Source organism: Dehalococcoidia bacterium (assembly GCA_035310145.1).
GTDB lineage: Bacteria > Chloroflexota > Dehalococcoidia > CAUJGQ01 > CAUJGQ01 > CALFMN01.
Genome location: DATGEL010000089.1, coordinates 1 through 25,971 on the forward strand (window position 1 = coordinate 1; position 25,971 = coordinate 25,971).

Genomic DNA, 25,971 nt, shown 5'->3' on the forward strand with positions numbered 1-25,971 from the left:
CATCGGCCGCGACGAGGAGATTCGGCGCGTCATCCAGGTGCTGTCGCGCCGCACCAAGAACAACCCCATGCTCATCGGCGAGCCCGGTGTCGGCAAGACCGCCGTCGTCGAGGGACTGGCCCAGCGCATCGTGCGCGGCGACGTGCCGGAGGGCTTAAAGAACCGGAAGATCGTCGCCCTCGACATGGGCGCCCTCATCGCCGGGGCCAAGTTCCGCGGCGAGTTCGAGGAGCGCCTCAAGGCGGTGCTCAAGGAGGTGCAGGAGTCGCAGGGGCAGATCGTCCTGTTCATCGACGAGCTGCACACCATCGTCGGCGCCGGCAAGGCGGAAGGCGCGATGGACGCCGGCAACCTGCTCAAGCCGATGCTGGCCCGCGGCGAGCTGCACTGCATCGGCGCCACCACGCTGGACGAGTACCGCAAGCACATCGAGAAGGATGCCGCGCTGGAGCGCCGCTTCCAGCCGGTGCTGGTGGGCGAGCCGACGGTGGAGGACACGATCAGCATCCTGCGGGGCCTCAAGGAGCGCTACGAGGTGCACCACGGCGTACGCATCAAGGACAGCGCCCTGGTCGCCGCGGCCGTGCTCTCGCACCGCTACATCGCGGACCGCTTCCTGCCGGACAAGGCGATCGATCTCGTCGACGAGGCGGCCAGCCGCCTGCGCATGGAGATCGACTCGATGCCGCAGGCGCTGGACGAGACCGAGCGGCGCATCATGCAGCTCGAGATCGAGCGCGAGGCGCTGAAGCGCGAGCACGACGCCGCTTCTAAAGAACGGCTGGTGAATCTCGAAAAGGAGCTGGCCGACCTCAAGGAGCAGAGCAGCGCCCTCAAGAGCCAGTGGCAGCGCGAGAAGGCGGTCGTGCAGTCGATCCGCGGTCTGAAAGAGCGCATCGAGCGGCTACAGGTTGAAATCGATGCCGCCAAACGCCGGGCCGACTGGGAGGCTGCGGCGCGGCTGGAGTACGGCGAGCTACCCGAGCTGGGCCGCCAGCTCGCGCACCAGGAAGCCGAGGTCGGCGCCCTGCGCATGGTCAAGGAAGAGGTTGGCGAAGAGGACATCGCCACCGTGGTCAGCCGCTGGACGGGCATCCCGCTGAGCAAGCTGATGGAAGGCGAGCTGCAGAAGCTCGTGCAGATGGAAGAGCGGCTGCACCTGCGTGTGATCGGCCAGGACGAGGCGATCACCGCCGTGGCCAACGCCGTGCGCCGCTCGCGCGCCGGGTTGCAGGACCCGAACCGGCCGCTGGGCAGCTTCATCTTCCTCGGCCCCACCGGCGTGGGCAAAACCGAGCTGGCGCGGGCGCTGGCCGAGTTCCTCTTCGACGACGAGAGCGCGATGATCCGCATCGACATGTCCGAGTACATGGAGAAGCACACGGTCTCGCGCCTGGTCGGCGCCCCGCCCGGCTACGTCGGCTATGACGAGGGCGGCCAGCTCACCGAGGCGGTGCGGCGCCGGCCCTACAGCGTGGTGCTGCTGGACGAGATCGAGAAGGCGCACCCCGACGTCTTCAACGTGCTGCTGCAGGTGCTGGACGACGGCCGCCTGACCGATGGCCAGGGCCGCACCGTGGACTTCAAGAACACCGTGGTGATCATGACCAGCAACATCGGCAGCCCCTACATCGCCGAGGCGGGTGGCAACGTGACCGCGGCCGTGCGCGAGCGCGTGCTGGAGGCGCTGCGGGCGGCGTTCCGGCCGGAGTTTTTGAACCGCGTGGATGAGATCATCGTCTTTCACGCCCTCAGCCGCGAGCACCTGGCGAAGATCATCGCGATCCAGCTCGCCGGCGTGGCCAGGCGCCTGGCGGAGCGGCACATCGGCATCAGCTTCACGCCGGCGGCGGAGCAACTGCTGATCAGTGAGGGCTTCGACCCGACGTACGGCGCCCGCCCGCTGAAGCGCACGGTGCAGCGGCTGGTGCTCGACCCGCTGGCGTTGCGCGTCTTGCAGGGCGACTTCCGCGACGGCGATCGGATCACGGTCGATGCCGCAGGCGGGGCGCTCAGCTTCCAGGCGGAGCATCCAGCGAAGGCCGAAGGCGAGCCGGGCGTGGTCCAAGGCGAAGCGGTGCGCTCGTCGTAAGGGAATGAGCCGGTAATTCAAGCGGCGGTGCGGAGACGCGCCGCCCCTTTTGTGCGCCGTCGGGGACAAGCCCTCACTCCGCCGTTGCTCGCTCCCAGTTCTGGGAGAGCGGGGACGGCGGTGCTGGCACCGGCAAACCGGCCGCGGTGTGGCGCGGCGCCGCCGGGACAGGCGCACGCCATGCGCCCCTGCAGGAGCTTGCTAACCCGATCCCGCCTCGGACCTTCCTCCCCAGGATCGCCCCTCTCCCTCGCCCAGGATTGGGAGAGGGAGAGGGGCCACACAGATGAGGTGAGGGTGAGGGCCACTCCCGCGCCCGCCGCTCATCCGCAAGCGGCTTGTTCACGCTGGGCGGCGCGCGTATGGTAAGTGCCACCTGAAAGATTGCTGAAAAACTGACGGGCGGGCGCCCTGCGGCCCCGCGCGCCGTTGGCCACGAAAGGAGAGTTGCGGCTAACACAAATCTATGCTTTTCTATCTGCCAATCGGTGCGGGATCTGCCCGTGGACGTCAAACAGGAGGGAAGTGCTTCATGCTCCGCGAGAAACGATCGCCGGTATTGCTCACCGGCGTCATGGTAGCGGTGGCCGCGCTCGGCCTCGCCTGCGGCAGCAGCAATAACAACAAGACCAGCAAGGCGACCAACGCGGCGCCGTCCGCCAGCGCGGCAGCGGCGGCAGCGGCGCCCTCTGCCAGCGCGGCGGCCGCGGCGCCCACCGGTGGCTCGCCTGCCGCCGCCGCGGCCAGTGCGGCCGCGAAGCCCTCGGCTGCCGCCAACGCCGCGAGTCCGGCAGCGCCGGCCGCCAGCGCGAAGCCGGCCGACGCGGCGCCGGACGATCAGCAGAAGATCACGATCAACCTGGGCGCGGTGCCGGAGACGCTGGACTGGCAGGTCTCCGAGTTCGAGCAGGACATCGCCGTCGAGCACCTGCTGGCGCGCGGCCTCTTCTACTTCGACAAGGACTCGAACGTTGTACCGGCGCTGGCGGCGCAGATGCCAAGCAAAGACAACGGCGGCATCTCGGCCGACGGCATGACCTACACGATCAAGCTGAAGCCCGGCCAGAAGTTCAGCGACGGCAATCCGCTGACGGCCAAGGACATGGCCTACACGGTGCAGCGCGCTTTTGACCCGAAGCTGGCCGGCAACTACGCCAGCTTCTTCTACGACATCGTCGGCGCCGAGGCCTACAACGAAGCGCTGGGCACCAAGGACAAGCCCAAGACGCCGTCCGATGCCGAGCTGCAGCAGATGCGTGATGCGATCGGCGTGAAGGCCGTCGACGACACGACGCTGGAGCTGAAGCTGACCAAGCCCAGCGGCTCGTTCCTCACGCGCATGGCGCTGTGGACGATGTACCCGGTCGAGAAGTCGGTGATCGACAAGTTCGGCGACAAGTGGACGGATCCGGCGAACATCGTCGGCAACGGCCCCTACGTGCTGAAAGAGAACGCCGAGAAAGACCACATCACCCTCGCCGCCAACCCGAACTACACGATGGACCCGAAGCCGATCATCAAGACGGTCACCCTGCGCGAGATCGAGGACCCGGTGCAGGCGCTGAACGCCTGGAAGAACGGCGAGATCGATGTGGCGTCCGTGCCCTCGCAGCAGGCGCAGCAGATCCTGAACGATGCCTCGCTCAAGGATCAGATCCACCGTGAGCCGCGGGCCGAGACGCGCGGCTGGGAGTTCAACAACACGCAGAAGCCGTTCGACAACGCCAAGGTGCGCATGGCCTTCGCCAAGGCCGTCAACCGCGACGACCTGATCAAGGCCGTCTACGGCGGCATCGGCACGCCGGCCGCCACCTGGCTGCCGCCGGGGCTGCCCGGCTACGACAAGGCGAATGAAGAGATCCAGAAGTTCGACCCCGCCGCGGCGAAGCAGTTGCTGGCCGACGCGGGCTATCCCAACGGCCAGGGTTTCCCGGACGTGAAGCTGCTGCTGACGGATACGCCGATCAACAAGACGCTGTTCGATTTCCTGCAGAAGCAGATCAAGGACAACCTGAACATCACGATTCAGGCCGACCTGGTCGACAGCAAGACGCGCTCCTCGCGCTACAGCAACAAGCAGTTCAGCCTGTTCTACGGTGGCTGGGTGCAGGATTACCCCAACGCCGACGACTGGCTGCCCGGCCTGTGGACGACCGGGGATTCGCTGAACAAGCCCGGCTACTCGAACCCGCAGTTCGACGCCGCGGTGAAGACGGCGCTGGCCGAGATCGACCCGAAGAAGCAGGCGCCGCTGTGGAGCGCGGCGGAGAAGATCATGCTCACGGATGCGGCCGGCGGCTGGCTGTACCACGGCGAACTGGTGCAGCTGTTCAAGCCGAAAGTGAAGGGCATGGTCGGCACCGGCATCGACTCGAGCTGGTTCGGCAGCGAGCTGTTCGAATCGACCTACATCGCCAAATAACGGGCGCCAGACGGTGGAGTAAGGCCTGCCGGAAGCGGAGTACGCTTCCGGCAGGCTCTTCCGCCTATGCTTGAGCCGGCGGCGTCCACCAGCAGGTTGCCGCACGTTTATGTTGTAGTGGGATAGCGGGCAGCGCGGGAGGCGAGGAAGTGACCGGGTATTTGTTGCGTCGCTTGCTCTGGCTGGTGCCGGTGCTCTTCTTCGTCGCCACGATCACCTTCTTGCTCATGCACAACGTGCCCGGCGGACCCTGGTCGCAGGACCGGCCGCTGCCGCCGTCGGTGCAGGCCAACCTGAACAAGAAGTACAACCTCGACAAGCCGCTGTTCGAGCAGTACGGCCTCTACCTGAAGAACATCGTTCGCGGCGATTTCGGCGTCTCCTTCGCGCAGCGCGGCCGGCCGGTGTCGGACATCATCAAGAAGGGGCTGACGAAGACGGCGGAGCTTGGTGTGCTCGCCTTCGTGGTCGCCACCGTGATCGGACTCGCGCTCGGCACGGTCGCCGCCTTTAATCAGAATGGCCCACTTGACTATATCGCCGTATTCTTCGCCACCATCGGCGCAAGCTTTCCAAATTTCATCATCGCGATGTTCTTGATTATCATCTTCGTGGTCAAACTGCACTGGTTCAACGTGATCGGCTTCGGCAGTTGGAAGAACTCCGTTCTGCCGGTGCTGTCGCTGGCCTTCTTGCCGGCGTCCTACATTTCGCGCATTACCCGCTCGTCGGTGCTGGAAGTGATCCGCCAGGACTACGTGCGCACGGCGCGGGCGAAGGGTCTGAGCGAGCCCATCGTGGATCTGCGCCACATCGTGCGCAACTCGCTGATTCCGGTGCTCACCGTGCTCGGTCCGATCTTCGCCGCGCTGGTCTCCGGTTCGTTCATCATCGAGTTCGTCTTCTCGATCCCCGGCATCGGCCGGGAGTTTGTGCAGAGCGTGTTCAACCGCGACTACGGCGTGATCATGGGCACGACGCTCTTCTACGCGCTGGTGATCGTGCTGGCGAATCTCGTCGTCGACGTTCTGTACGCGGCCGTGGATCCGCGCATTCGCTACAGCTAGGCGGGGGCGGCAGGATGGCAACAGCATCATCGCAAGCCGCGATCTCGGCGTTCGGCGCCGGCGAGGTCTACGGCAAGCAGCGCAACCTCTGGCTCGACGCCGTGCGCCGCCTGTCGCGCAACCGCCTCGCGCTCGTCGGGCTGGCCGTGGTCGGGCTGTTCATTGTGCTCGCGCTGCTGGCCCACACGCCCTTCGGCATCAGCCTCGATCGCTACGAGCCGTACTCGTACCAGAACTACAGCGAGATCAACAAGGGGCCGAGCCTGCGGCACTTCTTCGGCACCGATCCGCTCGGCCACGACAACTGGAGCCGCGTGCTCGTCGGCCTGCAGGTGTCGCTGCTCGTGGGCTTCGTGGTGGCGGCGATCGACCTGTTCATCGGCCTGAGCGTGGGCACGCTGGCGGCGCTCGGCGGCCGCTGGTCGGATAACATCGTCATGCGGGCCACCGACGTCGCCTACGCCTTTCCCGACCTGCTGCTGATCATCCTCATCCAGGCGACGTTCGGCGGCGGCCGCTGGCAGGTGATCGTGGCGATCTCGCTCGTCGCCTGGACCGGCATCGCCCGGCTGGTGCGCGCCCAGATGCTGAGCCTGCGCGAGAGCGATTTCGTCACCGCGGCGCGCACGCTGGGCGCCTCACAGTTACGCGTCGTCGTCGTGCACATCCTGCCGAATACCCTGGGGCCGGTGATCGTGGCGCTGACCTTTGCGATTCCCGCCGCGATCTTCGCCGAGGCGGCGCTGACCTTCATCGGCATCGGCCTGCCGCCGCCGACGGCCAGCCTCGGCCGGCTGGTGAACGACGGCTACACGCTGGTCAGCGTCAACCCCTGGATCGTGGTCTTCCCGGCGCTGGCCATCGGCCTGCTGATGCTCTCCTTCACCTTCATCGGCGACGGCCTGCGCGACGCGCTCGACCCGCGTACGCGCGGCGCCTGACGGCCCCAATGTCCACTGAAGCCGAACCGGCGGACGCCGCGCGGCTGCGTGGCCTGCTGGCACGCCGCCCCTTCGGCCTCTTCCTCGACATCGACGGCACGATCAGCCCACTGGCCGCCACGCCGCTCGAAGCGGTGGTACCCGCCGACATTCGCACGTTGTTGCGCGAGTTGAGCCGGCGCGTGCAGGTCGTGATCGTCTCCGGCCGCACGCTGGTCGATGCGCGGCGCATGCTGGGCGTGGACAGCCTCAGCTACGTCGGCTCGCACGGACTGGCGAGCTGGATCGACGGCCGCGAGGAACTGGATGCCTCGGTGCGGCCGTACGTGCGCTTCGCCCAGCGGGCGATGGTCGAGCTGGCGCCGCTGCGCCGCATCGACGGTATCCTCTTCGAAGAGAAGGGCACCGGCCTCGCGATCCACTACCGCCTCACGCGCGACGCCGCCGAGGCGCGCGCCGACATCCTGCGCGGTATCGCCGCCTCCGGCTCGGCGGCGCACTTCGACCTGCTCGAAGGGGTCAAGGTGATCGAGCTGCGGCCGCGGCTGGGCCTGAACAAGGGCACGTCGGTGCGCTCGCTGGTCAACCGCTTCCGCCTGGAAGGGCTGATCTACGCCGGCGACGACGTGACCGATGTCGAGGCGTTCGAGGCGGTGCGCGACCTGCGCCGCGGCGGCCGCGTGGATGGCATCGCCGTCTGCGTGCTGCACCCGGATTCCTCGCCGTTGGTGGAACGGGCCTCGGACTACACGGTCGAAGGGGTTGACGGCATGCGCCAGCTCCTCGCCTACACGTTGCGCGAGCTCGCCCGCGACGCGTCCGGCCCTCGCTGAAAGTCACCGACGGTTGCGCTGCGGCCGTTCGGCCCTCACCCCCGGCCCCTCTCCCAATCCTGGGCGAGGGGAGCATCTACGCCCGCCTTCAGCCTCGTTCATCCGTTTAGCGATCGCCCCTTCCCCGGCTATTGGGGGCAGAGAGATGAACCGGCGGACGGGGGCCGCGCGCCCGACGTCAGAAGGTCGCCCGCTCGCGTGAGCAGAAGCGGTAGAGCCGCGCCGGCCGGTGGGCGCCGCTGCGCAGAAACTGTGCCGTCTCTTCCACGAAACCAAGTGAGAGCACGCGCTTGCGGAAGTTGCGCTTGTCCAGCCGCCGGCCGAGGATCGCCTCGTAGACGCGCTGCAACTGCGTGAGCGTGAAGCGCTCCGGCACCAGCGCCCAGGCGACGTTGCTGTAGCCGAGCTTCGCCTGCAGCCGTTGCAGCGCGTAGGCGACGATCGCGTTGTTAGCGAAGGCCAGCTCGGGCAGCTCGGCGATCACGAACCAGGCCGGCCGCCAGGCGGTGCGCTCCTCCAGGGTCACCTGGCCCTCGTCTACCAGCGCGAAGTAGGCGACGGTGGCGCGCGGGCCGCCGTTCTGATCCGCCGCGTCGAAGGTGAAGAGCTGCTCCAGGTAGACATCGGCGACGCCGGTCTCGCGCACCAGCCGGCGCGCCGCCGCGGCCTGCAGCGTCTCGCCGGGGAGCAGCAGGCCGCCGGGCAGGGCCCAGCGGCCGACGAAGGGCTCGGCGGCGCGGTTGATCAGCAGCACGCCCAGCCCCTCGCGTCGCACCGTGAAGATCACGACGACGACGGCCACGCCCGCGGCGTCGGCAGTGAGAGGATCGGACATCGCGAGCCTCAATCGATCAATTGCGCCCACTGTGCGCCGTCTCCGCTATAGTAATGGCTACTTCGCCGGCAAGCCGCGAATCGGCCAGCGGATCGCGCGACATTCTCTCCCTTGCGCCCCGCGTGGCGATGAAAACCGACGGGCAGGCGAGTGCGTCACTTGCGGGAGGAAGCGAGCACGGACGAGGAAGCCGCCATCGCCGTATCTCTGCCCACGGCCGACGAGGCCCGGGCGCTCCACCAGAGGCTGCTCGACGGCTCGCGCACGGTATCCGCCGACATCGCTGATGCGTATTTCGATCACCTGGTTCGCAGGTTGCGGGCAAGCTATCCAAACGTGGACGAGCATCTCTGGTCCACCGCGGCCGGCGATACACTGATCTCCTACCTCAAACGTCCGACCGCCTACGATCCGATCCGACTGGACCTCGAGCCGTATCTGTACATGTCGGCAAAGCGCGATCTGCTCAACGAGCTAGCGAAGCAGCGGCGTCACCAGCTACGCGCCGTCGAACTTTCGGAGGAAACACCGGAACACCGCGTGAACGAGTTCGGCGATCCTGCACGTTTTCTTGAACGCCAGGAGACCCTGGCCGAGGCACTCGCCGGGGCGCGGCCTCCATTGCCGCCGTCGCTTGAGGATGGACTGACACCCGTGGAAGCCCGAGTTATGGAGATGATCCGCGACAAGGTTCGCCGGACCGCAGAGTACGCCGAGGTCATGGGCATCACCCACCTGCCGCGGCGTGAACAGGCCGAGTTGGTCAACAATATGAAGGACAAGTTGAAGCACCGGATCCGCCGGGCCGGAGTCGGAGATGGCTGAAGTGCTGGACATCCTGGCCCGCCGCACAGCATCAGACCCGGCCTTCCTCGGACAGGTGCTCGACGAGTATGCGCGCAGCGAAGCGCTTGACGACGACGGCCTCGCCGCCGCGCTCCACTGCCGGCGAGCCGATCTGAATCTCCTGCGTCTCTGCCTGCGCCCGCGGCTTGAGCCGGCGCACTTCCGCGGCGATATTGAGGAGATCGCCGCCCGCTTCGGCGCCGACGGCGCCGTGCTTGCCGAGGCGGTGCGGCGCAGCGATGCCTTGGCGGCCCTGCGCGGCGCCCCCGCCGCGCAGGGTACGTTGCTGGCAGCCCGCGATCGAACGCGCGGCGAGGCGGACGACAGCGAACAGGGGGAACAGCCTTGAGCGTCCCCCTCTGGGTGATCGAGGCGGCCGAGCATTTCTGGAAGCTGGCAGGCGCCGAGGAGCCGTTTCCCCGCGAGCTGCGATGCGCGGTCGGCTTCGCGGTGCCGGTTTCGGTGTGGTACCTGCCCAGGTTGCGGACGGCAGAGATCGACGACTGGGCGCGGCGCTACGGTCTTCCTTGTCGACTCAGCCTGCGCGACCGGCCATTGCGTGCGTGTACGGTTGCGCACGACGATCGCGCCGTCGTCCTGATCGACTCGACCGACGATCCAGACGAGCAACGCTTCTCGCTCGCCCACGAGCTGGGGCACTTCCTTCGAGACTATGATGAGCCGCGGGAACGAGCACGGCAGGTTCTGGGGCGGCAAGCGGTCGAAGTGCTCGATGGACGACGCTTGGCTACGTTTGACGAGCGGGTGGGCGGCGTCTTGCGTGGCGTCGAGCTGGAAGCATACGTCCACCTGATGGAGCGCACGCCCGACGGCCACGCTGCCAGTGCGGCGATTTCAACCGCGGAGCATCAGGCCGATCTGCTCGCCTACGAGCTGCTGGCGCCGCACACCGCCGTGCAGAAGCTGCTCTCGCAATTTCCCGCCGGCGAATGGCGGTTTCATGGCGCCCGCCTGCTGCAGGAGGCCTTCGGGTTTCCTCCCGCGCCAGCGGCGCGCTATGCGGCGCTGCTCGCACCCGCGCCTCCTGCGCCCGGCGGACTGGTGACGCGCCTGCGCGGGGGCGTTTGAGCCGTCGTACTTCTGCGGCCGGCTCCGGAATGTTCTGTGAGGCGGCAACTGCCGATGCATAGGACAGGAATAGCCGCGATCCGGGAGGCGATCGGTGATGGCTGAAGCGGGCGAAGAGATGCTGCGGAGCACTGCCCCCATCGCACCGGATGCTGGAGGTGTCGACGAGGTTGATCCCGCATCGTTCAGGGAAGGCTTCGGCGAAGACCTGCACCACGTGCTGGATCTGCACAACTGGACAGCAGGCACCGATCTCGCCAGTCTGCACGACCGTGCCGAAGCCGAGGTCCGAGCCGCCATCGCGCAGGAGAGCGCGGCCGCACGCCAGATACGCCGCGATATCTTTCCGCGCATCGGCGATCCGGAGCACGGCGCACCTGAGGGCGCAGGCGTGTACTGTGCCGAACGGGCCCAGCTTGAGCGTATCCACACCGGATTGCTATTCAGCGGCGGCGTCGAGGCGTGCGATGGCACCTACCGGGCGTTCGACACGATTCCGCTGACGCTCTACCAGATTGGCGTCAGCCTCGCCTCCTACAGGGGCGACCAGGGAAGCTGGGGGCACCGCCTCTTCCGGCGCGATCTGCGTCTCACTGGCGGCACCCTGTCGGGCGATATCATCGAGCTGCTCTCCCGCCGGCACCAACGTGGCGGGCTCAATCAGCAAGCGACCTCGGACAAGCTCAGCGAGTTGGCGCAGCGGGGCATTATGGCCTACGCGGAGCGGGCGCTCTTGCTTGAGCGGTCGATCGCGGCCTGGCGCATGGGGCACGGCAACCCGGCTCCGTATGAGATCCTCACCGGCTCGGGCAACATGGACCTGATGGTGGCCGGTACGACCGTCATCCGTCGCCTGGTCGAAGAACATCAGCGCTTCGTCTTCGTGGCAAGCGAGCCGCGCGAGCGGATGCTGCTCACCATCGGGCAGGCGTTGCGCCCGCTGGAATATGCAATTGTCGACACGATCCGCGAACGCGTCCGCTCGGTTACCGAAGAGGGGCACTACCGCAGCCACGGGGCTATGGCCGGGGAGTGGGACGGCAAGCACCTTACCCCGAGCCAGTGGATCGGCCGTTTTCTCGATGAAGTGACGCCGAAGATCGTCGTGGGCGTCTACCGGGCGGGGCGGTTCGCGCCGCCCCAGGTGTTCTACGCGCACGTCGATCACGCCCACATGGCCGCGCACATCGCCATCGCCGACAGCATGTTGCAAGAGCACCGGGGATTCCCGCTGCTGATCGATCTCGCCGACAGCGTCTGCCGGCGCGTCTTCACCGCCGACACGCTGGCGGCCCCTGTCTCGGCAGCGCAGGCCGGTGCGGACGGCCCCTACATGGCGGCCAGCGAGCGCGTCGGGCGTTACCGCGCGAGGTAGTCCTGCTTCTCAACGGCATGGCAGAGGGGTGATGTGATGACGGGTCCAACTCGCGGCGCCAACGATCGCGTCCACAACGGCGCGGAGCCTTCCGCGGTCGCCACACCTGGCCCTGACTTCGCCGATCGGCTGACCAGCGAGATTCGCGATGCGGGCGGTGATGGGCAGGTGGATCCCGCCTGGGAGGGCGCGGTTGGCTCTACCATGTTCGACCTACCGACCAGCGAAGACGGGACCGTGACGATTCTGGTCCCGCAAGACAAGATCGACCAGGCGCCTTCGCAGGCGCTGGTGCGGATCATGAGCCGCGACGAGAAGCGCTATCTCGGCGTCGTTTCCGCGGGCCCGTTTGCGGAGCCGGACATCCTGCGTGGCGATTCGGGCGTCATCGTCACGCCGAGTGTGCGCGGTGCGCCGTACAACCCGCCCTATCACGGACGCGTACAGGTCACGCTTCTGGGGGAAGAGCTGACGGACGAGATCGGTCAATCCGTGCTCTCGCCGCCGCGCCTGCGCCCGTTGCCGAACAGCCCGGCATTCGTGCTCGACGATGACGAAGCGGCGCGCATCCTAAAGTCCGAGGGCGACATCGAGCTGGGGCTTGCCAGCGGCTACAACGATCTTCGAGTCACGGTCCCTTCAAAGAACAAGCAGGTGCTGCCGCGCCATACCGCGATTCTCGGGACAACGGGCGGCGGCAAGTCCACCACGGTGGCTCGCCTCGTGCAGCGGGCGCAGGCCGCCGGCATGGCGGTGGTTATCCTGGATGTGGAAGGCGAGTACACCTTTCTGTACGAACCGACCGACGACCGGCGCATGCTGGCGGGCCTCGCGTCCCGCGGCCTTGAGCCGGCGGGCGTGCCCGCGGAGATGATGGCGCTCTACCACCTGGTGGATCGCAAGACCGCCAACCCACGCCACCCGCACCGGCACGAGTTCTCGCTGGAGTTCGCTCGGCTCTCGCCGTACACCGTAGCCGAAATCCTTGAGCTGACCGAGGCGCAGCAGGAGCGCTTCCTCCGCGCGTACGAGATCGCGAAGCTCATCATGCGCGATCTTGGGATCTATCCGCGGCGCGGCAACGCAGACGAAGAGCAGCAGGCGATCGGGCTTGATGAGTTTGAGCGGGGCTATCCGCGCATGACGCTCTCCCTTCTCATCGACGTGACCGAAGCCTGTCTGGCGTCGGTTGAGAAGCGGTCGGGTTTTGAGCCGTTCAACTCGTTTCTCGGCAGCGATCAGGGCATGAACGTGCTCGCTGGCCGCGTTCACGCAAAGGAGCTGCCCGCAAGTCCGATTTCATGGCGGGTGTTGCTATCGCGCTTGTGGCGTCTTCAGCACTTGAAAGTATTCGATGCACCGCGTCGCGAAGAGCGAGAGGGTGCGCCAATCAGCTATCCCGATCTGCTTCGACCGGGCCAGGTGTCGGTGATCGATCTCTCCGACTCCGGCATGTCCGTACTGACCAACATCGTCATCGCCGACCTAATGCGCGGCATCCAGCAGGCACAGGAGCGCGCCTACCAGGCGGCGGAACGACAACGTGAACGCGGCGGAGTCGCCGAGCCGGCGCGCGTGCTGCTCATCGTAGAGGAGGCGCACGAGTTCCTGAGCGCCGAGCGCATCGACAAGATGCCGAACCTCTTCCAGCAGATCGCGTCCATCGCGAAGCGCGGGCGCAAGCGCTGGCTCGGGCTCGTCTTCGTCACGCAGCTGCCGCAGCACCTGCCCCGGCAGGTGTTTGGGCTCGTGAACTCCTACGTTCTGCACAAGATTACCGACCCACAGGTCGTCAGCACGTTGCAGCGCACGGTCAGCGGCATCGACGCCAGCCTCTGGCAACGGCTGCCCGGCCTGGCCCCGGGGCAGGCGATCGTCTCTTTCCCGCACCTGACGAAGCCGCTTTTGGTATCGATTCACCCGACACCGGCACGTCTACGGCTGATCGATTGAAGGGCCTGCGCCTGGCTAAGGCACGTCGGTCGCGGTCAGCCCGGACGGCACAGCGAAGGTTCGCGACGCCGGCTGCCGCTCGAACGCGAGCACACGCTCGATCCGCATACCTTCGCCGTTGCGCCCGCGTTTGATCGGAAGCTGGCGATTTTGTTCGCGAATGGTGCGGAGATAGGTGTCTCGGTGGACAAGCCGATCCCCTTCATGCCCGAGCGACCCGGCTATCTCCGCCAAACAGGCCGCCGTGGGCACGGCGACGCCGGCGAGCAGCGAATCGCCGACCACGAGCACCGCTGCTCCGCCGGGTCGTAGCACGCGCAGGATCTCGCCCATTGTTGCCCGCATGTCCTGGAAGTAACGCCGGGCGCGGCCGCCGCGTATCTCGCTGATCGCATCGAGTTCGGCGGCGACACGATCAATGAGTGCCAGCCCTGTCCCACGCTCACGCAGCGCCGCCCGCTCAGCGCGATGGACGTTCTCGGTACCGATATACCGCTCGCGCAGCGACTCATAGATGCGTCCCGGGACGCCGAGCAGCTCTCCGATCCACCAGACGGAGAACTTATGTGCGCGCGGATATTCGATGGCCGTCACGTACGGCGGGCTCGTGAGGACAAGGTCCACGAAACGGCCTCGCACCGGCAGAGCCCGCGCATCCGCGCCCAGCACGACGCTCCTCATTTCGGACCGGGCCGCCTCTTGGAACTCCGCCAGCCCGCGTAGCGCCCGGGCAAACCGCGCCTCGAAACGAGCGCGGACGTCGGGTGGCTTTTGGCGCACGATATGGTGGGCGCGCGAGTGCGCGATGTCGAGCGCGTTGGCAACCGTGGACGGCCCCTTCGCGATAATCACCGAAGAGTAAACAGTGAGCAGGAAGTCGCGTGCGGCTCGGTCACGAATTGCGCCGATGGTATCGCGCAGGTGCGCCAGGTCGTGCTGCACTACGGGATCAAACCAGTAGTCGCGGTTCGGGATGTCGGGAAGCGAGACGCCGCACGCAGCCGCAGTGTCGCTGCCGGGCGGGCAGCGCTGCCAGGCGCGCACGACGGCTTCCCAAGCGATGAGGATGCGGGCCTGGGGCAGAGGCGTTGCTTTCGCGCGGCTAATGAGCAGGGCCAGCGGATCGATCTCCGAGCCGATGGCATTGCGGCCAAGCAACCGCGCTTCGACCAGCGCGGTGCCGCTGCCGGCGAGCGGATCGAGCAGCCAGCCGCCCGGCTCCGTGAACTGCTCGATCGCCCAGCGCGCGAGGGCCGGCGGAAACTTCGCGGCGTATGGATGCAGCGCGTGCGTACCGAACGGGCGTGTGTGCATGTCGAACGTCAGATCGAGCGGCGCCTCGCTATCGCCCGGCGCGGACACGGCGGCTTCGCTTGCCGAGCGTCGGTCGCCTCCCGCGCCTGGCGGAGTCTGGCTGGACACGCTTGCACTCCCTCGATTCGGGACTCTCTGGCATGGAGCGCGGCAGCCGGGTCACCCCGCCGCTTTCTGGTCCTCTTCCCCCGCGTCCGCGCGGGCTGCACGGGCCTCGCGCACGTTGCGCGAGACGGCGCGGAGCACCGTTTTCACCTGCCACGGTGTCAGGCCGGGGTGCTTGCCCAAAATGCGCGCTGCCAGCCCCGCGATCTGCGGCGCCGCGAAGCTGTTGCCCATCACCGTCATACGGCCGCCGCTCAGCCAGGCAACGTCCACGTTGATGCCCGGGGCGCCGAAGTCCACCGGCGGCGTCGGGTTGTAGAGGAGGTTCTCCGGGTTCGGGTCCTCCGTGGCCGCTACGGAGATCACGGAGGCGTACATCGAGGGGAAGCTGGGCACGGGCATGTTGTTCGCCGCCGCCACCAGCAGCACGTTGCGGAAGGCGGCCATGTCCGCCAGCTCGTGCAGCGCCTCGCGGAAGTCTTTGACCGTGGTGCCCAGGCTGAGGTTGCAGACCTGCACGCCCTGCTCGATCGCCCAGCGCAGCCCCGCGGCGAAGACCACGCCCGCGCCGGAGAGCCGCGCGCCCAGCACACGCACGCTTACCAGCTCCACCTCCGGCGCAAGCCGGCGGATGATCGCCGCGCAGGCGGTGCCGTGACCGAAGGCGTCGTCGTGCGGCTCGAACGAATAGCTGATGTTGCCGGCCTCGTCGCGGTCGGGCTGGCAGAAGGTTGTCACCGCGCCGCCGATGTCGGGATGCGTGTTCTCGATGCCGCTGTCGATCACGGCGACGCGCACGCCCTTGCCGGTGCTGCCGCCCCAGGCCTGCTCCGGCGTAAACCCGTCGAGCAACGGGTCGCAGGAGACGGGGGGCAGGTGCTCCGGGTCGAACTGCGAAGACCAGGCCGGCCGGAAGCCGCTCATCGCACGCCTCCGGCCCCGAAGGCGGGGCCGAGGCCGGCCATCACGTCGGCCAGGCCGGCTTCGGCAGAGCCGGTGCCGCGCGAGAATTCCAGCACCGCGTTCAGGATCGCGGAGCAGAGCCGCGCCTGCCGCTCGCCCGCGCCGGCGATCGCGGCGATCTGCCGCGCCAGCTCCAGCGTGCGATAGTGGCCCGGCGAGCCTTCCCCCTGAGCGACGGCGGCGCGGATCTCCGCCGCCAGCTCGGCGTCGTCCTCGCCGTGCAGCAGGCCGGCCAATAGCCGTTCCAGCGACTGCGTTTGCAGCGAGAGGTCGATCGCCAGCGCCGCCTGCTCGCCGAAGGAGGAGAGCACGGCGGTGTCGGCAGGCGTGAAGGGCGTGGCGCCGCCGCCCTTGTCCAGCAGCTCCATCACGCCGATCACGTCGCCGCCGAGCATGAGCGGCACGCAGAGCAGGTTCCTGGGCACGTAGCCGCTGCCCTCGGCGATCTGGCGGGCGAAGCGCGCGTCCTTGGAGGTGTCGGCGATCGCCAGCGCCTGGCCGGTGGAGGCGGTGAAGCCGGCCACGCCCTCACCCAGCGGCACGCGGAACTGCTTGATCTCCTGCGAGCCCGGCCCGACCGCGACCTTGAACTCCAGCTCGCCGGCGGTGCGGTCCACCAGCATCAGCGAGCCGGCGGTGGCGTCGATCACGCGCGCGGCCGTGGCGACCACCGCCTCGAGCAGGCGCAGATGGTCCTCCTGGCGCAGCTCGATCGAGGCCGAGGCGGCGTTTACCGCCTGCCGCAGCCGCGCGGAGACCAGCAGCGGCGTCTCGTTCTGCGGTGCCGGACCCGGTTGGGCGCCAGCGGCGTCTGCCATCGTTCCTCGCTTCCGCGCCGTGCCGGCCGGCCGTGCGGCGTCGTGGGTATCGCCCCCGATTCTACCGCAGTCGGGCGTGCTGCCGCTGCCAGGCGGGGCCGCACAACGCCGCCGTGTCCGCTACGATAGGCAGGACGAGGGATGGCGATGAGCGTGCTGGGACGGCTGTTCGGCAACAGAAGGCGGCGGCGTGAGCAGGCGGCTGCCGGCGCGGGCACGCCTCCGTCGATCGGGCAAGAGGCGCCTGCCCCGGAGCCCGCCGAGATTGAGCCCTCGCTTGCCGAGTCGGATCGTGCAGGCGCGACCGGTGCCGAGCCGGCCGCGCACGCCGGGCAAGCGGCGGCCGAGACTCCGTTGCGTTCGCTGCAACGCTACCGCCACGATCCGGCCTTCAAGAACTTCATGGCGAAGGCGCAGAAGCCGCCGGGCGCCGTGCGCCGAACCAACCTTCCGCCGGATGCCTTCGACCGCGAGCAACGCCGCTGAGCAGGGCCACGGTTTGGCACCACGGTGTCGTGGCCGCTGCTCCTGCGCAGGCTGTCATGCTTCGGGCAGCGCGGCCCTGGACGCGTCACGACCTTCTCAACGCCAAACCGGCACGGAACCGTAACGCGTAACGCATTGCTCCCGTTCCGTGTCTTGTCCACGGAAAGGACGCGCTCGGCTACACGACGACGAACACCTACGACGGCCTCAACAACCTGCTGAGTAGCAGCGACCCGCGCGGCTATCAGACCATCAACAGCTACGACGGCCGCGGCAACCTGGTGGACCGGACGGGGAGTGCCTACGAGGAGTTCCAGTTCGCCGGCCAGCAGACCGACCCCGCTGGCCGGCAATACCTTCGCGCCCGCTACTCTGACCCCGCCACCGGCCGGTTCTTGAGCCGCGACCCCAAGGATGGTTGGTCCTACAGCTACGCCGGCGACAATCCAGCCACGGGCACGGACCCCACCGGCCGCGATACGCTGCTGCACAACCCTTGTATCCGCGGGCGCACGGACGGTACCTTCGCCTATACCCTGGAGGAGGCCGAGAGCGGCACCGGCTCGGTTAACGATGCCATGTATGCGGCCGCCGTCACTGATCCAACCGCGGCCCGCGTTGCCGCGGCGGAAGCCGTGGGCGCGAGTATTGACGTGAGCAACTCCACGCAAATTGCGGCGGCAAAAGAAGGCGAGTCACAGGGTTTAACGCCGCGTGAATCTAGGATGGAATCTGAAAATGCTGGGTGCTTCACCCTGAGCGCCGAGTCTTTGGGTAAAGGCCGGGTGTACGTCCACGTGCAGATGGCCCTTCACGAAGGTGCAGGCGGCATCACCGGCTGGCACATCGGAATCCAATGGCTGAATGAAAAGTCTGGCAGGCGTGGCTACATCACGCTATATAATGACTGGCCACAGCTACCGTCGCAAGAGAAAAGCGACGGTGAGCACAAGTTTGTAGGCGAGGGACCGGTCAGCTTCTCGCTCGACTCGGACAACCGCTACCGGGTTGACGACTACTTTGAGCCCGGTTCCTTCGTTTCCGCGTCGGTGACCATACGGGTCGACCGATGAACATCAGATTCGCTGCTACCAAATTGAGAGGAGACGTTGGCAGTGATCCGACGACAAGACGAACAGGCTGAGGCAGTTGAGGAGCTCGCGGAACGAGCATGGCTGGTGGAGGTGCCAACGCCCAGCCTCCCCGATCGACAGGAGGGCGAGGGGAAGTATGCCGCGTTAATTCGCCGACTAGACGAGGACAATGGTCATATCATGTACTCGGGTGACACAAAGGCAGCCACGACGCTCATGCGTATGCGCGAGAGCAATGGCTGGCGAGAAGCACGGGCAAGTTGGCTACTTAATGACTGCACGCCCATCGCGCCGCGAGGCGCTTTGGCCATCGTCTTCACTGCGCTCCGCCGCGATCCGGAGGGAACTCAGCGCCGGTTTCGGGCAGCGAAGCTCGTTCCAGGCATCACCGTCCGGCGCAACGGGGCTTCGGTAGTTTAGCTGGCCTCTGCGGATCGAGGGCGGAGCTGCCGGGTTCCACTTTTCCTTTATCCCTGTCGCCTGCTGGTTATCCCGCTGGCGGCTACGGACTCGATGCAGGAGGACATTTACTGCGCTTCCCGGACTAGGAGAACGAGTCCCGGCAGCGCAGGCTCCTTCTTGCTAGGGAGAGCGCAATAGATCGCTAACGGTCTTACGCAGGCGAACGTCCGGGCGATCTGCGGCGGCTCGCCCGGAGACGGATGGTTAGATGTGGCCGGGTTGATTAGCCGTTCGCGGCACTCACTGCTTGCCGCAGCCGTCGTCGGTGGGATCGTGATTCTCGGCGGCTGCATCCAACATACGTCCGGACCTGGACTGGCTACGGTCTCGAGAGAGTCCACGGCCGTGAGTCGAACGGCAGCCGGCGCTGGCCAGCCATCTCCGGCCGCAAAGGTGCTCTCCAACGCCGCGCTTCGATCGGGCGATCTTCCCGGCTTTCACATGCCCCGGCAGGCCAGCGGCGTCGAACCTGATGGATAGTTGGCGGCGGGAGTCTACCACCGTAGCAGATGGTGGCGAAATGCGGACGACTGACGTTGTACGAATGGTCGTCGACTGGTTCGGCTCGGCGAAGCATGCGAACATCGTGCTCCCAAGTGGCTGGGTGGGTCGCCCCTATGATGAATTCGTTGACCTCACGTGGTCCACAGCATTGGATCGGACGGTGCTTCTCGAGTTCCGCCGACAGAACGTGCTCGTCGTCACCGAACCCGGACGGGTCATAGCCGATGCGTTCGAACTTCGGATCGAGGAGTGCGCGCTAGTAACCTATACTCTGCGTGGCTACGGCACTCCAGAATGGCGTGCTTTGGACGCCGGCGCGGGTACTGTGCGCTTTCTCTCTCCGCAGGCGGCCCTCCGTCATTAAGGGCCTATTCATATGAAATCTGCACGCATGAGGGCGATATACGCACAGGCCAAGCGGATGTTGCCGGCGGGTGACGCGCTCCCAGGCGCCGGTACTGGCCATCCACGCTCACTCGCTCACTTACAGATGGTTTCAAAACCGGCGTTCAGGTGCGATCGCACACCTACAAGCGGGAACTCGAGCCGGTTTTGAAACCATGTCTTAGAAAGAGCCTGTTCGGGCCTTGTCGGCGGCGAAGGCGGGCCAGAGGGTGGCGACGACGCGCTCGGCCCAGCCGCGCGCCGGCGGGCCGACGGCGATGTAGTGGAAGAGGAAGCTGCCCATCACCGCGTGGGCGGCCAACTGCAGGTCGAGGTCGGCGCGCACCTCGCCGCGCGCCTGGCCGCGCGCCAGCGCCGCCATCACGTCCTCGCTGCGCGGCGCGATCATGCGCTCGCGGAAGCGGCGCAACAGCTCCGGGTGCTGGCGCTCTTCCACCAGCAGCGTGCCCATCAGCGTCGTGTCGAACTTCTGCCGCGCCTGCTCCAGGTGCCGGACCAGGTCGGCGCGCGTGTCGCCGCTGTCCGGCGCCGCGGCCTGGTTGCGCATGTAGGCGATCGCCGCCAGCACCAGCTCGGACTTGTCGCGGTAACGGCGGTAGATCGCCGGCCGCCCCACGCCGGCGGCCTCGGCCACGCCGGCGATCGACATGCGCGCGTAGCCCTGCTTGATCAGCAGCCGCACCGCCGCGCGCAGGATGGCCGTGTCCACCGCCTCGTCGAGCGGGCGGCCGCCGCGCGCCGCGGGCGCGGATACAGCAGCTTCGGCGTCACTTGCTAGGTGTGGCATCGGCGCCAGTGTAGCAAAGCCCGCGCCTGCCGCCATGCGTGCGGGCGCCGGTACCTGCCCAAACGGCCAGTGCCCGCCTCGGCCGCTTTGCCCGGGGCCGATCGGACCGCAAGACGCGAGCGCCGCGCGGCGGCATCGCGCACCGTGATCATAGATACGTTACGTATCTGCATTGGAATCTATCCTGAAGCACGGAGCCAACACGGAAGGAGCAGTCATGGCCGCTGAACCGCGCGGACGTCCCCCGGCAGTGGGCGACACTGGCCCGCACGCAGCAGACCGCACGGCGGGCACATCCGCCGCCTCGCCTCCCCTGCCCATGCACGCCGGCACAGGCGTCTGGGTACGCGAGCTGTGCAAGACCTACGCGGGCGGCGTCGAGGCGCTGCGCGGCGTCTCCTTTGAGGTGCGCCGCGGCGAGGCGTTCGGCCTGCTCGGCCCCAACGGCGCCGGCAAGTCCACCACGATCGGCATCCTCACGACGACCGTGCGCCCCACCAGCGGCAAGGTCATGCTCGCCGGCCACGACGTCGATCGCGAGGCGATCGCGGCGCGGCGCGTCTCCGGCATCGTCTTCCAGGACTCGGTGCTGGACGGGGCCTTGTCGGGCCGGGCCAATCTGACGCTGCACGCCCGCCTCTGGGGCGTGCCCAAAGACCGCGCCAGCCAGCGCATGGCCGAGCTGATCGAGCTGATGGGCCTCGGCGAGGTGATCGACCGGCCGGCGCGCAGCTTCAGCGGCGGCCAGCGCCGGCGGCTGGAGATCGCCCGCGCCGTGCTCAGCGACCCGCAGGTGCTCTTTCTCGACGAGCCGACCGTCGGCCTGGACCCGGCGATCCGCCACGAGTTGTGGGCGCTGATCCAGGACCTGCGCGCCCGGCAGGGGCTCACCCTCCTGCTCACCACGCACTACCTGGACGAGGCCGAGCGGCTCTGCGACCGCATCGCGATCATGCACGCCGGCCGCATCGTCGCCATGGATTCGCCCGCGAACCTGCTGGCCGCCCTGGGCGCCGAGGTGCTGGAAGTGGACGCGGCCGGCGCCGCGGCTGCCGTACGCGAAGCCCTGAGCGCCGGCGGCATCCCGACGGAGAACGCGCTGGCGATCGGCACGCTGCTCACGATCCCGCTGCAGGAGGGCCAGGGCGACGTCGCCGTGCGCTGCCTGCGCGACGCCGCCCTGCCGCTGCGCTCGATCGCCGTGCGCCGCCCGACGCTGGACGACGTGTATTTGCGTCACACCGGCGCCCGTCTCGCCGCCTGACGCCGGCCTCCCAACCCTGAAAGGAAGCGTAATGATGCTCTCGCAACTGATCACGCTCTACCGCCGGCGCCTGCGGCTGCTCGCGGGCAGCCCGCGCGAGCTGCTGGTGCCGCTGACCACACCGCTGCTCTTCGCCCTGGTGATCGCGCCGGCGCTGAACGATTCGCTCGGCTCGTTCAACCCGAGAGTGAATTACATGACCTTCGTCTCCGTCGCCACCGTGGTGCTGCTCGTGCCGCTGAACGCGCTGTTCACCGGCATCAGCGTCTTCGCCGACCGCGAGCACGGCGGCCTGCGCGAGCTGCTGGCGGCGCCGCTGCCGCGCTGGCTGGTGCCGCTGGGCAACGTGCTGGCAACACTGACGGTGACATCGTTGCAGGTGGTCGTGCTCGTGCTGGCGGCCGTGGTGCGCGGCGCCACGCTGCACACCTCGATGAGCGGCGTGCTCTGGTTCGCCGTGTCCGCGGTGCTGTTGGCCGCGATCGTCGCGGCGATCGCGGAGGTGCTGGCCTTCCGCGCCCGCTCGCAGGAGGAGTACGTCGGCATCATCCCCGCGATCGCGATCGTGCCCTGGTTCTTCGCCGGCTCACTCTTCCCGATCGACGTGCTGCCGAAGGGGCTCGCGGGCGTCGCCAAGGTCTTGCCCTCGACGCACGCGCTGGCGCTGATGCGGCACGGCCTGGTCGGAGGCTCGCCCAGCGGCCTGCAGTCGATCTGGGGCAGCCACTCGGAGACGGCGCTGGCGGCGGCCAGCCTCGCCGTGCTCGCCGGCTTCGCCGTCCTGTTCGTCTTCGCCTCCATGCAGGTCTTCCGCCGCTCGGCGCTGCAGTAGCCCTGCCGCGTCTGCTCGACACCCCGCCTGGACGCCGACCCGAGCAACGGCTGCCGCTCCCGCGCAGCCCTACATCTAAAGCCATGAAGACATGAAGACAGGAGCAAGAGAGATGTCCGCATTCGTCGTCGTGCAAGCCCTGGAGGTCACCGATGCCGAGGGCATGAGCCGCTACGCGCAGGTCGTCGGGCAGACGATCCAGCAGCACGAGGGCCGCGTGGTCGCCGGCAGGCAGCCACGCGTGCTGGAAGGGGAGCTGCAGCCGCTGAGCATGTTCGTGATTGAGTTCCCCAGCCCGGAGCATGTGCAGCGCTGGTACGACTCTGAAGAGTACCGCGAGCCGAAGGAACTGCGGCTGCGCTCCTCGCGCATGAACCTCTTCGTCGTCCCCGGCATCTAGCGAAGCGGGCGGCGGCGCACCCGCCGTCGACTGGTTTCGTCCCATCCACCCCGCAGCCATCGCAACTCTGCACAGCACTGCCGGCGGCGACCGCCTGCACCCCGGCGCGCCGCCTCGGCAGAGCGCGCCGCCGATTCGGCCCCAGATTCACCTGAGGAACAAGACTATGACGACGCCAGCTACCGCCAACGACTCCGACACCGCGACCACCTGGCAGATCGATCCCGCCCGCTCGCGGGTGAGCTTCGCCGTTCACAAGCGCCAACTCGTCGTGCCGCGCCGGGTGCGCGGCCGCTTCACCGAGGTCGCCGGCACGATCGCGCTCAACGCCGCCCAACCGTCCGAGTCGCACGTGGCCGCCACGATCCAGACCGCGAGCGTAACCACCGGCAACAGCATGGAGAGCCGCATGCGCGACAAGCATCTGCGCGGCCGCGACTTCCTCGACGTCGAGAGGTACCCCGCGATCACGTTCGAAAGCCGCGTAGTGACGCCGGTGGACCCAGCGGCCGGCAGCTACCGCATCAGCGGCGATCTCACCATCCACGGCGTGACGCGTCCCGTGGAGCTGGAGACGCATGCCGCGCCCGAGCAGGATCCGCGGCTGCCGCGGCTCAGCTTCAGCGCCACCACCGTGGTGAACCGGCGCGACTTCGGCCTGACCTGGCGCGCGTGGTACCTCGGCGTCGGCGATGAGCTGGCGATCAGCATCGACATCGAGGCCGTCCGCGCCTAACGAGCGCCGCCGGCTGGTGGAATACAGGACACTCTCGATGCACACCGCACACAGACGCAGCAACAGTGAACGCAACGGACTGCTGAGCCGCTGGGCGGGCGTGGTGACACGCCGTCGCGGCCTGGTGGTCGGTATCTGGGTGGTCGCCCTGATCGGCCTGCTCGCCCTCTCGCGGGCGGCGGGCGGCAGCTTCTCCAGCAACCTCGATATCCCCGGCACCGAGTCGCAGAAGGCCGCCGACCTGCTGAAGAGCCGTTTTCCGCAGCAGGCCGGCGACAGCGCCACGATCGTCTTCAAGGATGCCCGCGGGCTGAACGACCCCGCCGTGCAGGGCGTGGTGGCGACGGTTCTGCACGAAGCGGCCGGTCTCAAGGGCGTGGTCGGCGTCGGTTCGCCGTATCAGCAGAACGGCGCCGGCGGCATCTCGCAGGACGGCACGATCGGCTACGCCAGCGTGCAGTACGCCAAGCGCGCTAGCTCGCTCACGGCGCCCGACGTGAAGCCGCTTCTGAACCTGGTCGACCGGGCGAAGGGCGGCGGGCTGACGGTCGAGGCGGGCGGCGCCGTGGTCTACCAGACGGACGTGGCGCCGCCCGGCGCCAGCGAGGCGATCGGCGTGCTCTTCGCCGTCTTCATCCTGCTGCTCGCCTTCGGCTCCGTCGTGGCGATGGGCCTGCCGCTGGCGACGGCGATCGTGGCGCTCGGCGTCAGCTTCGCCGGGATCGCCTTTCTGGCCAACGTGCTGGAGTTTCCCTCGTTCGCAAGCGAGTTCGCCGCGCTGATCGGCCTCGGCGTGGGCATCGACTACGCGCTGCTCGTCGTCACCCGCTACCGCGAGGGGCTGCACGCCGGCAAGAGCGTCGCGGAGAGCGTCGAGCTGGCGCTGACGACGGCCGGCCGCTCGGTGATCTTCGCGGGCAGCGTGGTGGTGATCGCGCTGCTCGGCCTCACGCTGGTCGGCATCCCCTTCGTCGGCGCCCTGGGCGTCGGCTCCTCGCTGGTCGTCGCCGTGGCCGTGCTGGTGGCGCTGACGCTGCTGCCGGCGCTGCTCGCTTTCAGCGGGCGCGGCATCGACCGCTGGTCCGTCCCCTTCCTGCACGTGGAGCTCGGCGGCAGCCAGCAGACTGGCGGCTGGTACCGCCTGGCGCGGCGCATCCAGCGACGGCCGCTGCTCTGGTTCGGCGCCTCGCTGGCCCTGCTGCTGGCGCTGGCGCTGCCGGTGCTGCGGCTCCAGCTCGGCTCGTCGGACGCCGGCAACGGGCCGACCTCGCTGCACTCGCGCCGCGCCTACGATCTGCTGAGCGACGGGTTCGGCGCCGGCTTCAACGGCCCGCTGGCGATCGTGGTGGACACGAAGGGGGCCGGCGCGAAGGGCGGCGCAGCGCTGGCGACCCTGGGCCGCGTGCTCTCCGCCCAGCCGGGCGTGGCGCAGGTCTCGGCGCCGCTGCAGAACGCGGCCGGCGACGCGGCGATCATCCAGGTGACGCCGTCCACTTCGCCGCAGGACACGGCGACGCAGGACCTGATCCACACCCTGCGCCACGGCACGCTGCCTCCGGCGCTGGCAGGCACGGGTGTCCGCGCCTACGTCGCCGGACCGACCGCGGCGTTCATCGATATCGGCGACCGCATCCAGAGCCGCCTGCCGCTCTTCTTCACCGCGGTGATCGGCCTCTCGGTGCTGGTGCTGACGGCCGTCTTCCGCTCGGCCGTCGTGGCGCTGAAGGCGGGCGTGATGAACCTGATCTCGATCGGCGCGGCCTACGGCGTGCTGGTCGCGGTCTTCCAGTGGGGCTGGTTCTCGAACGTGGTCGGCGTGCGCAAGGGGCCGGTGGAGAGTTTCCTGCCGATGTTCCTCTTCGCCATCCTCTTCGGCCTTTCGATGGACTATGAAGTGTTCCTGATCAGCCGCGTGCGCGAAGCGTACCTGGCGACGGGAGACAACAAGTCGGCCGTCGCGCACGGCCTGGCCGTGACCGCGCGGGTGATCACGGCCGCGGCGGCGATCATGGTCGTCGTCTTCCTCAGCTTCGCACTGGGCGACGCGCGCGTGGTCAAGGAGTTCGGCGTCGGCCTAGCGACGGCAGTCTTCGTCGATGCGACGATCGTGCGGCTGGTGCTGGTGCCGTCCACGATGGAGCTGCTGGGCAACGGCAACTGGTGGCTGCCTGCCTGGCTCGACCGCATGCTGCCCCACCTGGATGTTGAAGGCAAGGCGGGGCACGGCGCCGGCCTGCCCGGCACGCCGCTGCTCCAGCCGGTGCCGGTGCGCCGGGACGACTGACCGCGCCGATCCCTTCGCCCGCCTACGGACGCTCGTGCTTCCGTAGGCGGGCTTGCCCCGCCTC

At 68.0% G+C, this 25,971-nt stretch carries 23 protein-coding genes; 18 read left to right on the top strand and 5 right to left on the bottom strand.

Going from position 1 to position 25,971, the window contains the following annotated elements; genetic code table 11:
• The 5 genes from VKV26_16365 to otsB all read left to right on the top strand — a co-directional run.
• Window positions 1–2,092, top strand: a 2,092-nt coding sequence (locus VKV26_16365) for an AAA family ATPase (GenBank protein HLZ71477.1), incomplete at its 5' end; no start/stop codon positions are given.
• A 532-nt stretch (window positions 2,093–2,624) separates the two neighbouring features.
• Window positions 2,625–4,514, top strand: coding sequence for a peptide ABC transporter substrate-binding protein (locus tag VKV26_16370; GenBank protein HLZ71478.1), 1,890 nt, complete (start codon window positions 2,625–2,627; stop codon window positions 4,512–4,514).
• 149 nt (window positions 4,515–4,663) lie between these two features.
• Window positions 4,664–5,581 carry an ABC transporter permease gene (locus VKV26_16375; GenBank protein ID HLZ71479.1) on the top strand — a complete coding sequence of 306 codons (918 nt, stop codon included), beginning with the start codon at window positions 4,664–4,666 and terminating at the stop codon, window positions 5,579–5,581.
• Between the two features lie 14 nt (window positions 5,582–5,595).
• Complete coding sequence (locus VKV26_16380) at window positions 5,596–6,522, top strand: ABC transporter permease (GenBank protein ID HLZ71480.1); 927 nt, start codon at window positions 5,596–5,598, stop codon at window positions 6,520–6,522.
• Window positions 6,523–6,530: 8 nt separating this feature from the next.
• The gene (gene otsB / locus VKV26_16385) at window positions 6,531–7,355 is read left to right on the top strand and encodes a trehalose-phosphatase (GenBank protein ID HLZ71481.1); all 825 of its coding nucleotides are present in this window, start codon (window positions 6,531–6,533) and stop codon (window positions 7,353–7,355) included.
• A gap of 178 nt (window positions 7,356–7,533) precedes the next feature.
• On the opposite strand, the gene VKV26_16390 is transcribed toward otsB, so the two are convergent.
• Window positions 7,534–8,190, bottom strand: coding sequence for an NUDIX domain-containing protein (locus VKV26_16390; protein ID HLZ71482.1), 657 nt, complete (start codon window positions 8,188–8,190; stop codon window positions 7,534–7,536).
• Between the two features lie 159 nt (window positions 8,191–8,349).
• Here VKV26_16390 and VKV26_16395 point away from each other — a divergent pair, with 159 nt between their 5' ends.
• From VKV26_16395 to VKV26_16415, 5 genes are all read left to right on the top strand, one after another.
• Entirely contained in the window at window positions 8,350–9,015 is a 666-nt protein-coding gene (locus tag VKV26_16395) for a hypothetical protein (GenBank protein HLZ71483.1), read from the top strand.
• Entirely contained in the window at window positions 9,008–9,385 is a 378-nt protein-coding gene (locus tag VKV26_16400) for a hypothetical protein (GenBank protein HLZ71484.1), read from the top strand. The genes VKV26_16395 and VKV26_16400 overlap by 8 nt, the downstream gene beginning before the upstream one ends.
• Window positions 9,382–10,125 carry an ImmA/IrrE family metallo-endopeptidase gene (locus tag VKV26_16405; GenBank protein ID HLZ71485.1) on the top strand — a complete coding sequence of 248 codons (744 nt, stop codon included), beginning with the start codon at window positions 9,382–9,384 and terminating at the stop codon, window positions 10,123–10,125. Before VKV26_16400 ends, VKV26_16405 begins: the two co-directional genes overlap by 4 nt.
• Window positions 10,126–10,222: 97 nt before the next feature.
• Window positions 10,223–11,500, top strand: coding sequence for a hypothetical protein (locus VKV26_16410; GenBank protein HLZ71486.1), 1,278 nt, complete (start codon window positions 10,223–10,225; stop codon window positions 11,498–11,500).
• 36 nt (window positions 11,501–11,536) lie between these two features.
• Window positions 11,537–13,453 (top strand): ATP-binding protein, encoded by a 1,917-nt coding sequence (locus VKV26_16415; protein ID HLZ71487.1) that lies wholly within the window; start codon window positions 11,537–11,539, stop codon window positions 13,451–13,453.
• A gap of 15 nt (window positions 13,454–13,468) precedes the next feature.
• Here the strand turns inward: VKV26_16415 and VKV26_16420 are convergent, their stop codons facing one another.
• From VKV26_16420 to VKV26_16430, 3 genes are read right to left on the bottom strand one after another with little or no spacing between them, the layout of a single operon-like run.
• Window positions 13,469–14,875: a DNA methyltransferase gene (locus VKV26_16420; GenBank protein ID HLZ71488.1), complete on the bottom strand. Its 1,407-nt coding sequence runs from the start codon at window positions 14,873–14,875 to the stop codon at window positions 13,469–13,471.
• A 51-nt stretch (window positions 14,876–14,926) separates the two neighbouring features.
• Window positions 14,927–15,796, bottom strand: coding sequence for a S8 family serine peptidase (locus VKV26_16425; protein ID HLZ71489.1), 870 nt, complete (start codon window positions 15,794–15,796; stop codon window positions 14,927–14,929).
• Window positions 15,793–16,653, bottom strand: a complete 861-nt coding sequence (locus tag VKV26_16430) for a GAF domain-containing protein (protein HLZ71490.1) — start codon at window positions 16,651–16,653, stop codon at window positions 15,793–15,795. Before VKV26_16430 ends, VKV26_16425 begins: the two co-directional genes overlap by 4 nt.
• Before the next feature lie 147 nt (window positions 16,654–16,800).
• Here VKV26_16430 and VKV26_16435 point away from each other — a divergent pair, with 147 nt between their 5' ends.
• The 3 genes from VKV26_16435 (at window position 16,801) to VKV26_16445 (ending at window position 19,563) form a co-directional block, all read left to right on the top strand.
• On the top strand, window positions 16,801–17,139 hold the full coding sequence (locus tag VKV26_16435) for a hypothetical protein (protein ID HLZ71491.1): 339 nt from the start codon (window positions 16,801–16,803) through the stop codon (window positions 17,137–17,139).
• A gap of 281 nt (window positions 17,140–17,420) precedes the next feature.
• Complete coding sequence (locus VKV26_16440; protein ID HLZ71492.1) at window positions 17,421–18,212, top strand: RHS repeat-associated core domain-containing protein; 792 nt, start codon at window positions 17,421–17,423, stop codon at window positions 18,210–18,212.
• Window positions 18,213–19,239: 1,027 nt separating this feature from the next.
• On the top strand, window positions 19,240–19,563 hold the full coding sequence (locus tag VKV26_16445; protein ID HLZ71493.1) for a hypothetical protein: 324 nt from the start codon (window positions 19,240–19,242) through the stop codon (window positions 19,561–19,563).
• 201 nt (window positions 19,564–19,764) lie between these two features.
• On the opposite strand, the gene VKV26_16450 is transcribed toward VKV26_16445, so the two are convergent.
• On the bottom strand, window positions 19,765–20,313 hold the full coding sequence (locus VKV26_16450) for a TetR/AcrR family transcriptional regulator (GenBank protein ID HLZ71494.1): 549 nt from the start codon (window positions 20,311–20,313) through the stop codon (window positions 19,765–19,767).
• A gap of 295 nt (window positions 20,314–20,608) precedes the next feature.
• Between VKV26_16450 and VKV26_16455 the strand changes: the two genes are divergently transcribed.
• The 5 genes from VKV26_16455 (at window position 20,609) to VKV26_16475 (ending at window position 25,907) form a co-directional block, all read left to right on the top strand.
• A complete protein-coding gene (locus tag VKV26_16455; GenBank protein HLZ71495.1) occupies window positions 20,609–21,655 on the top strand; it encodes an ABC transporter ATP-binding protein in 1,047 nt (348 codons plus the stop codon).
• A gap of 34 nt (window positions 21,656–21,689) precedes the next feature.
• Complete coding sequence (locus VKV26_16460; GenBank protein HLZ71496.1) at window positions 21,690–22,487, top strand: ABC transporter permease; 798 nt, start codon at window positions 21,690–21,692, stop codon at window positions 22,485–22,487.
• A gap of 112 nt (window positions 22,488–22,599) precedes the next feature.
• Window positions 22,600–22,887: a DUF1330 domain-containing protein gene (locus VKV26_16465; GenBank protein ID HLZ71497.1), complete on the top strand. Its 288-nt coding sequence runs from the start codon at window positions 22,600–22,602 to the stop codon at window positions 22,885–22,887.
• A 166-nt stretch (window positions 22,888–23,053) separates the two neighbouring features.
• A complete protein-coding gene (locus VKV26_16470; GenBank protein HLZ71498.1) occupies window positions 23,054–23,623 on the top strand; it encodes a YceI family protein in 570 nt (189 codons plus the stop codon).
• Window positions 23,624–23,660: 37 nt separating this feature from the next.
• Window positions 23,661–25,907, top strand: coding sequence for an MMPL family transporter (locus VKV26_16475; protein HLZ71499.1), 2,247 nt, complete (start codon window positions 23,661–23,663; stop codon window positions 25,905–25,907).
• The last annotated feature ends 64 nt before the right edge of the window (window positions 25,908–25,971 follow it).

Excerpts from the sequence above, each read along its gene's own strand:
- VKV26_16370 (HLZ71478.1), top strand. The coding sequence starts at position 2,625 with ATGCTCCGCGAGAAACGATCGCCGGTATTGCTCACCGGCGTCATGGTA.
- VKV26_16380 (HLZ71480.1), top strand. The coding sequence starts at position 5,596 with ATGGCAACAGCATCATCGCAAGCCGCGATCTCGGCGTTCGGCGCCGGC.
- otsB (HLZ71481.1), top strand. The coding sequence starts at position 6,531 with ATGTCCACTGAAGCCGAACCGGCGGACGCCGCGCGGCTGCGTGGCCTG.
- VKV26_16390 (HLZ71482.1), bottom strand. The coding sequence starts at position 8,190 with ATGTCCGATCCTCTCACTGCCGACGCCGCGGGCGTGGCCGTCGTCGTC.
- VKV26_16400 (HLZ71484.1), top strand. The coding sequence starts at position 9,008 with ATGGCTGAAGTGCTGGACATCCTGGCCCGCCGCACAGCATCAGACCCG.
- VKV26_16410 (HLZ71486.1), top strand. The coding sequence starts at position 10,223 with ATGGCTGAAGCGGGCGAAGAGATGCTGCGGAGCACTGCCCCCATCGCA.
- VKV26_16415 (HLZ71487.1), top strand. The coding sequence starts at position 11,537 with ATGACGGGTCCAACTCGCGGCGCCAACGATCGCGTCCACAACGGCGCG.
- VKV26_16425 (HLZ71489.1), bottom strand. The coding sequence starts at position 15,796 with ATGAGCGGCTTCCGGCCGGCCTGGTCTTCGCAGTTCGACCCGGAGCAC.
- VKV26_16430 (HLZ71490.1), bottom strand. The coding sequence starts at position 16,653 with ATGGCAGACGCCGCTGGCGCCCAACCGGGTCCGGCACCGCAGAACGAG.
- VKV26_16435 (HLZ71491.1), top strand. The coding sequence starts at position 16,801 with ATGAGCGTGCTGGGACGGCTGTTCGGCAACAGAAGGCGGCGGCGTGAG.
- VKV26_16445 (HLZ71493.1), top strand. The coding sequence starts at position 19,240 with ATGGTCGTCGACTGGTTCGGCTCGGCGAAGCATGCGAACATCGTGCTC.
- VKV26_16455 (HLZ71495.1), top strand. The coding sequence starts at position 20,609 with ATGGCCGCTGAACCGCGCGGACGTCCCCCGGCAGTGGGCGACACTGGC.
- VKV26_16460 (HLZ71496.1), top strand. The coding sequence starts at position 21,690 with ATGCTCTCGCAACTGATCACGCTCTACCGCCGGCGCCTGCGGCTGCTC.
- VKV26_16465 (HLZ71497.1), top strand. The coding sequence starts at position 22,600 with ATGTCCGCATTCGTCGTCGTGCAAGCCCTGGAGGTCACCGATGCCGAG.
- VKV26_16470 (HLZ71498.1), top strand. The coding sequence starts at position 23,054 with ATGACGACGCCAGCTACCGCCAACGACTCCGACACCGCGACCACCTGG.
- VKV26_16475 (HLZ71499.1), top strand. The coding sequence starts at position 23,661 with ATGCACACCGCACACAGACGCAGCAACAGTGAACGCAACGGACTGCTG.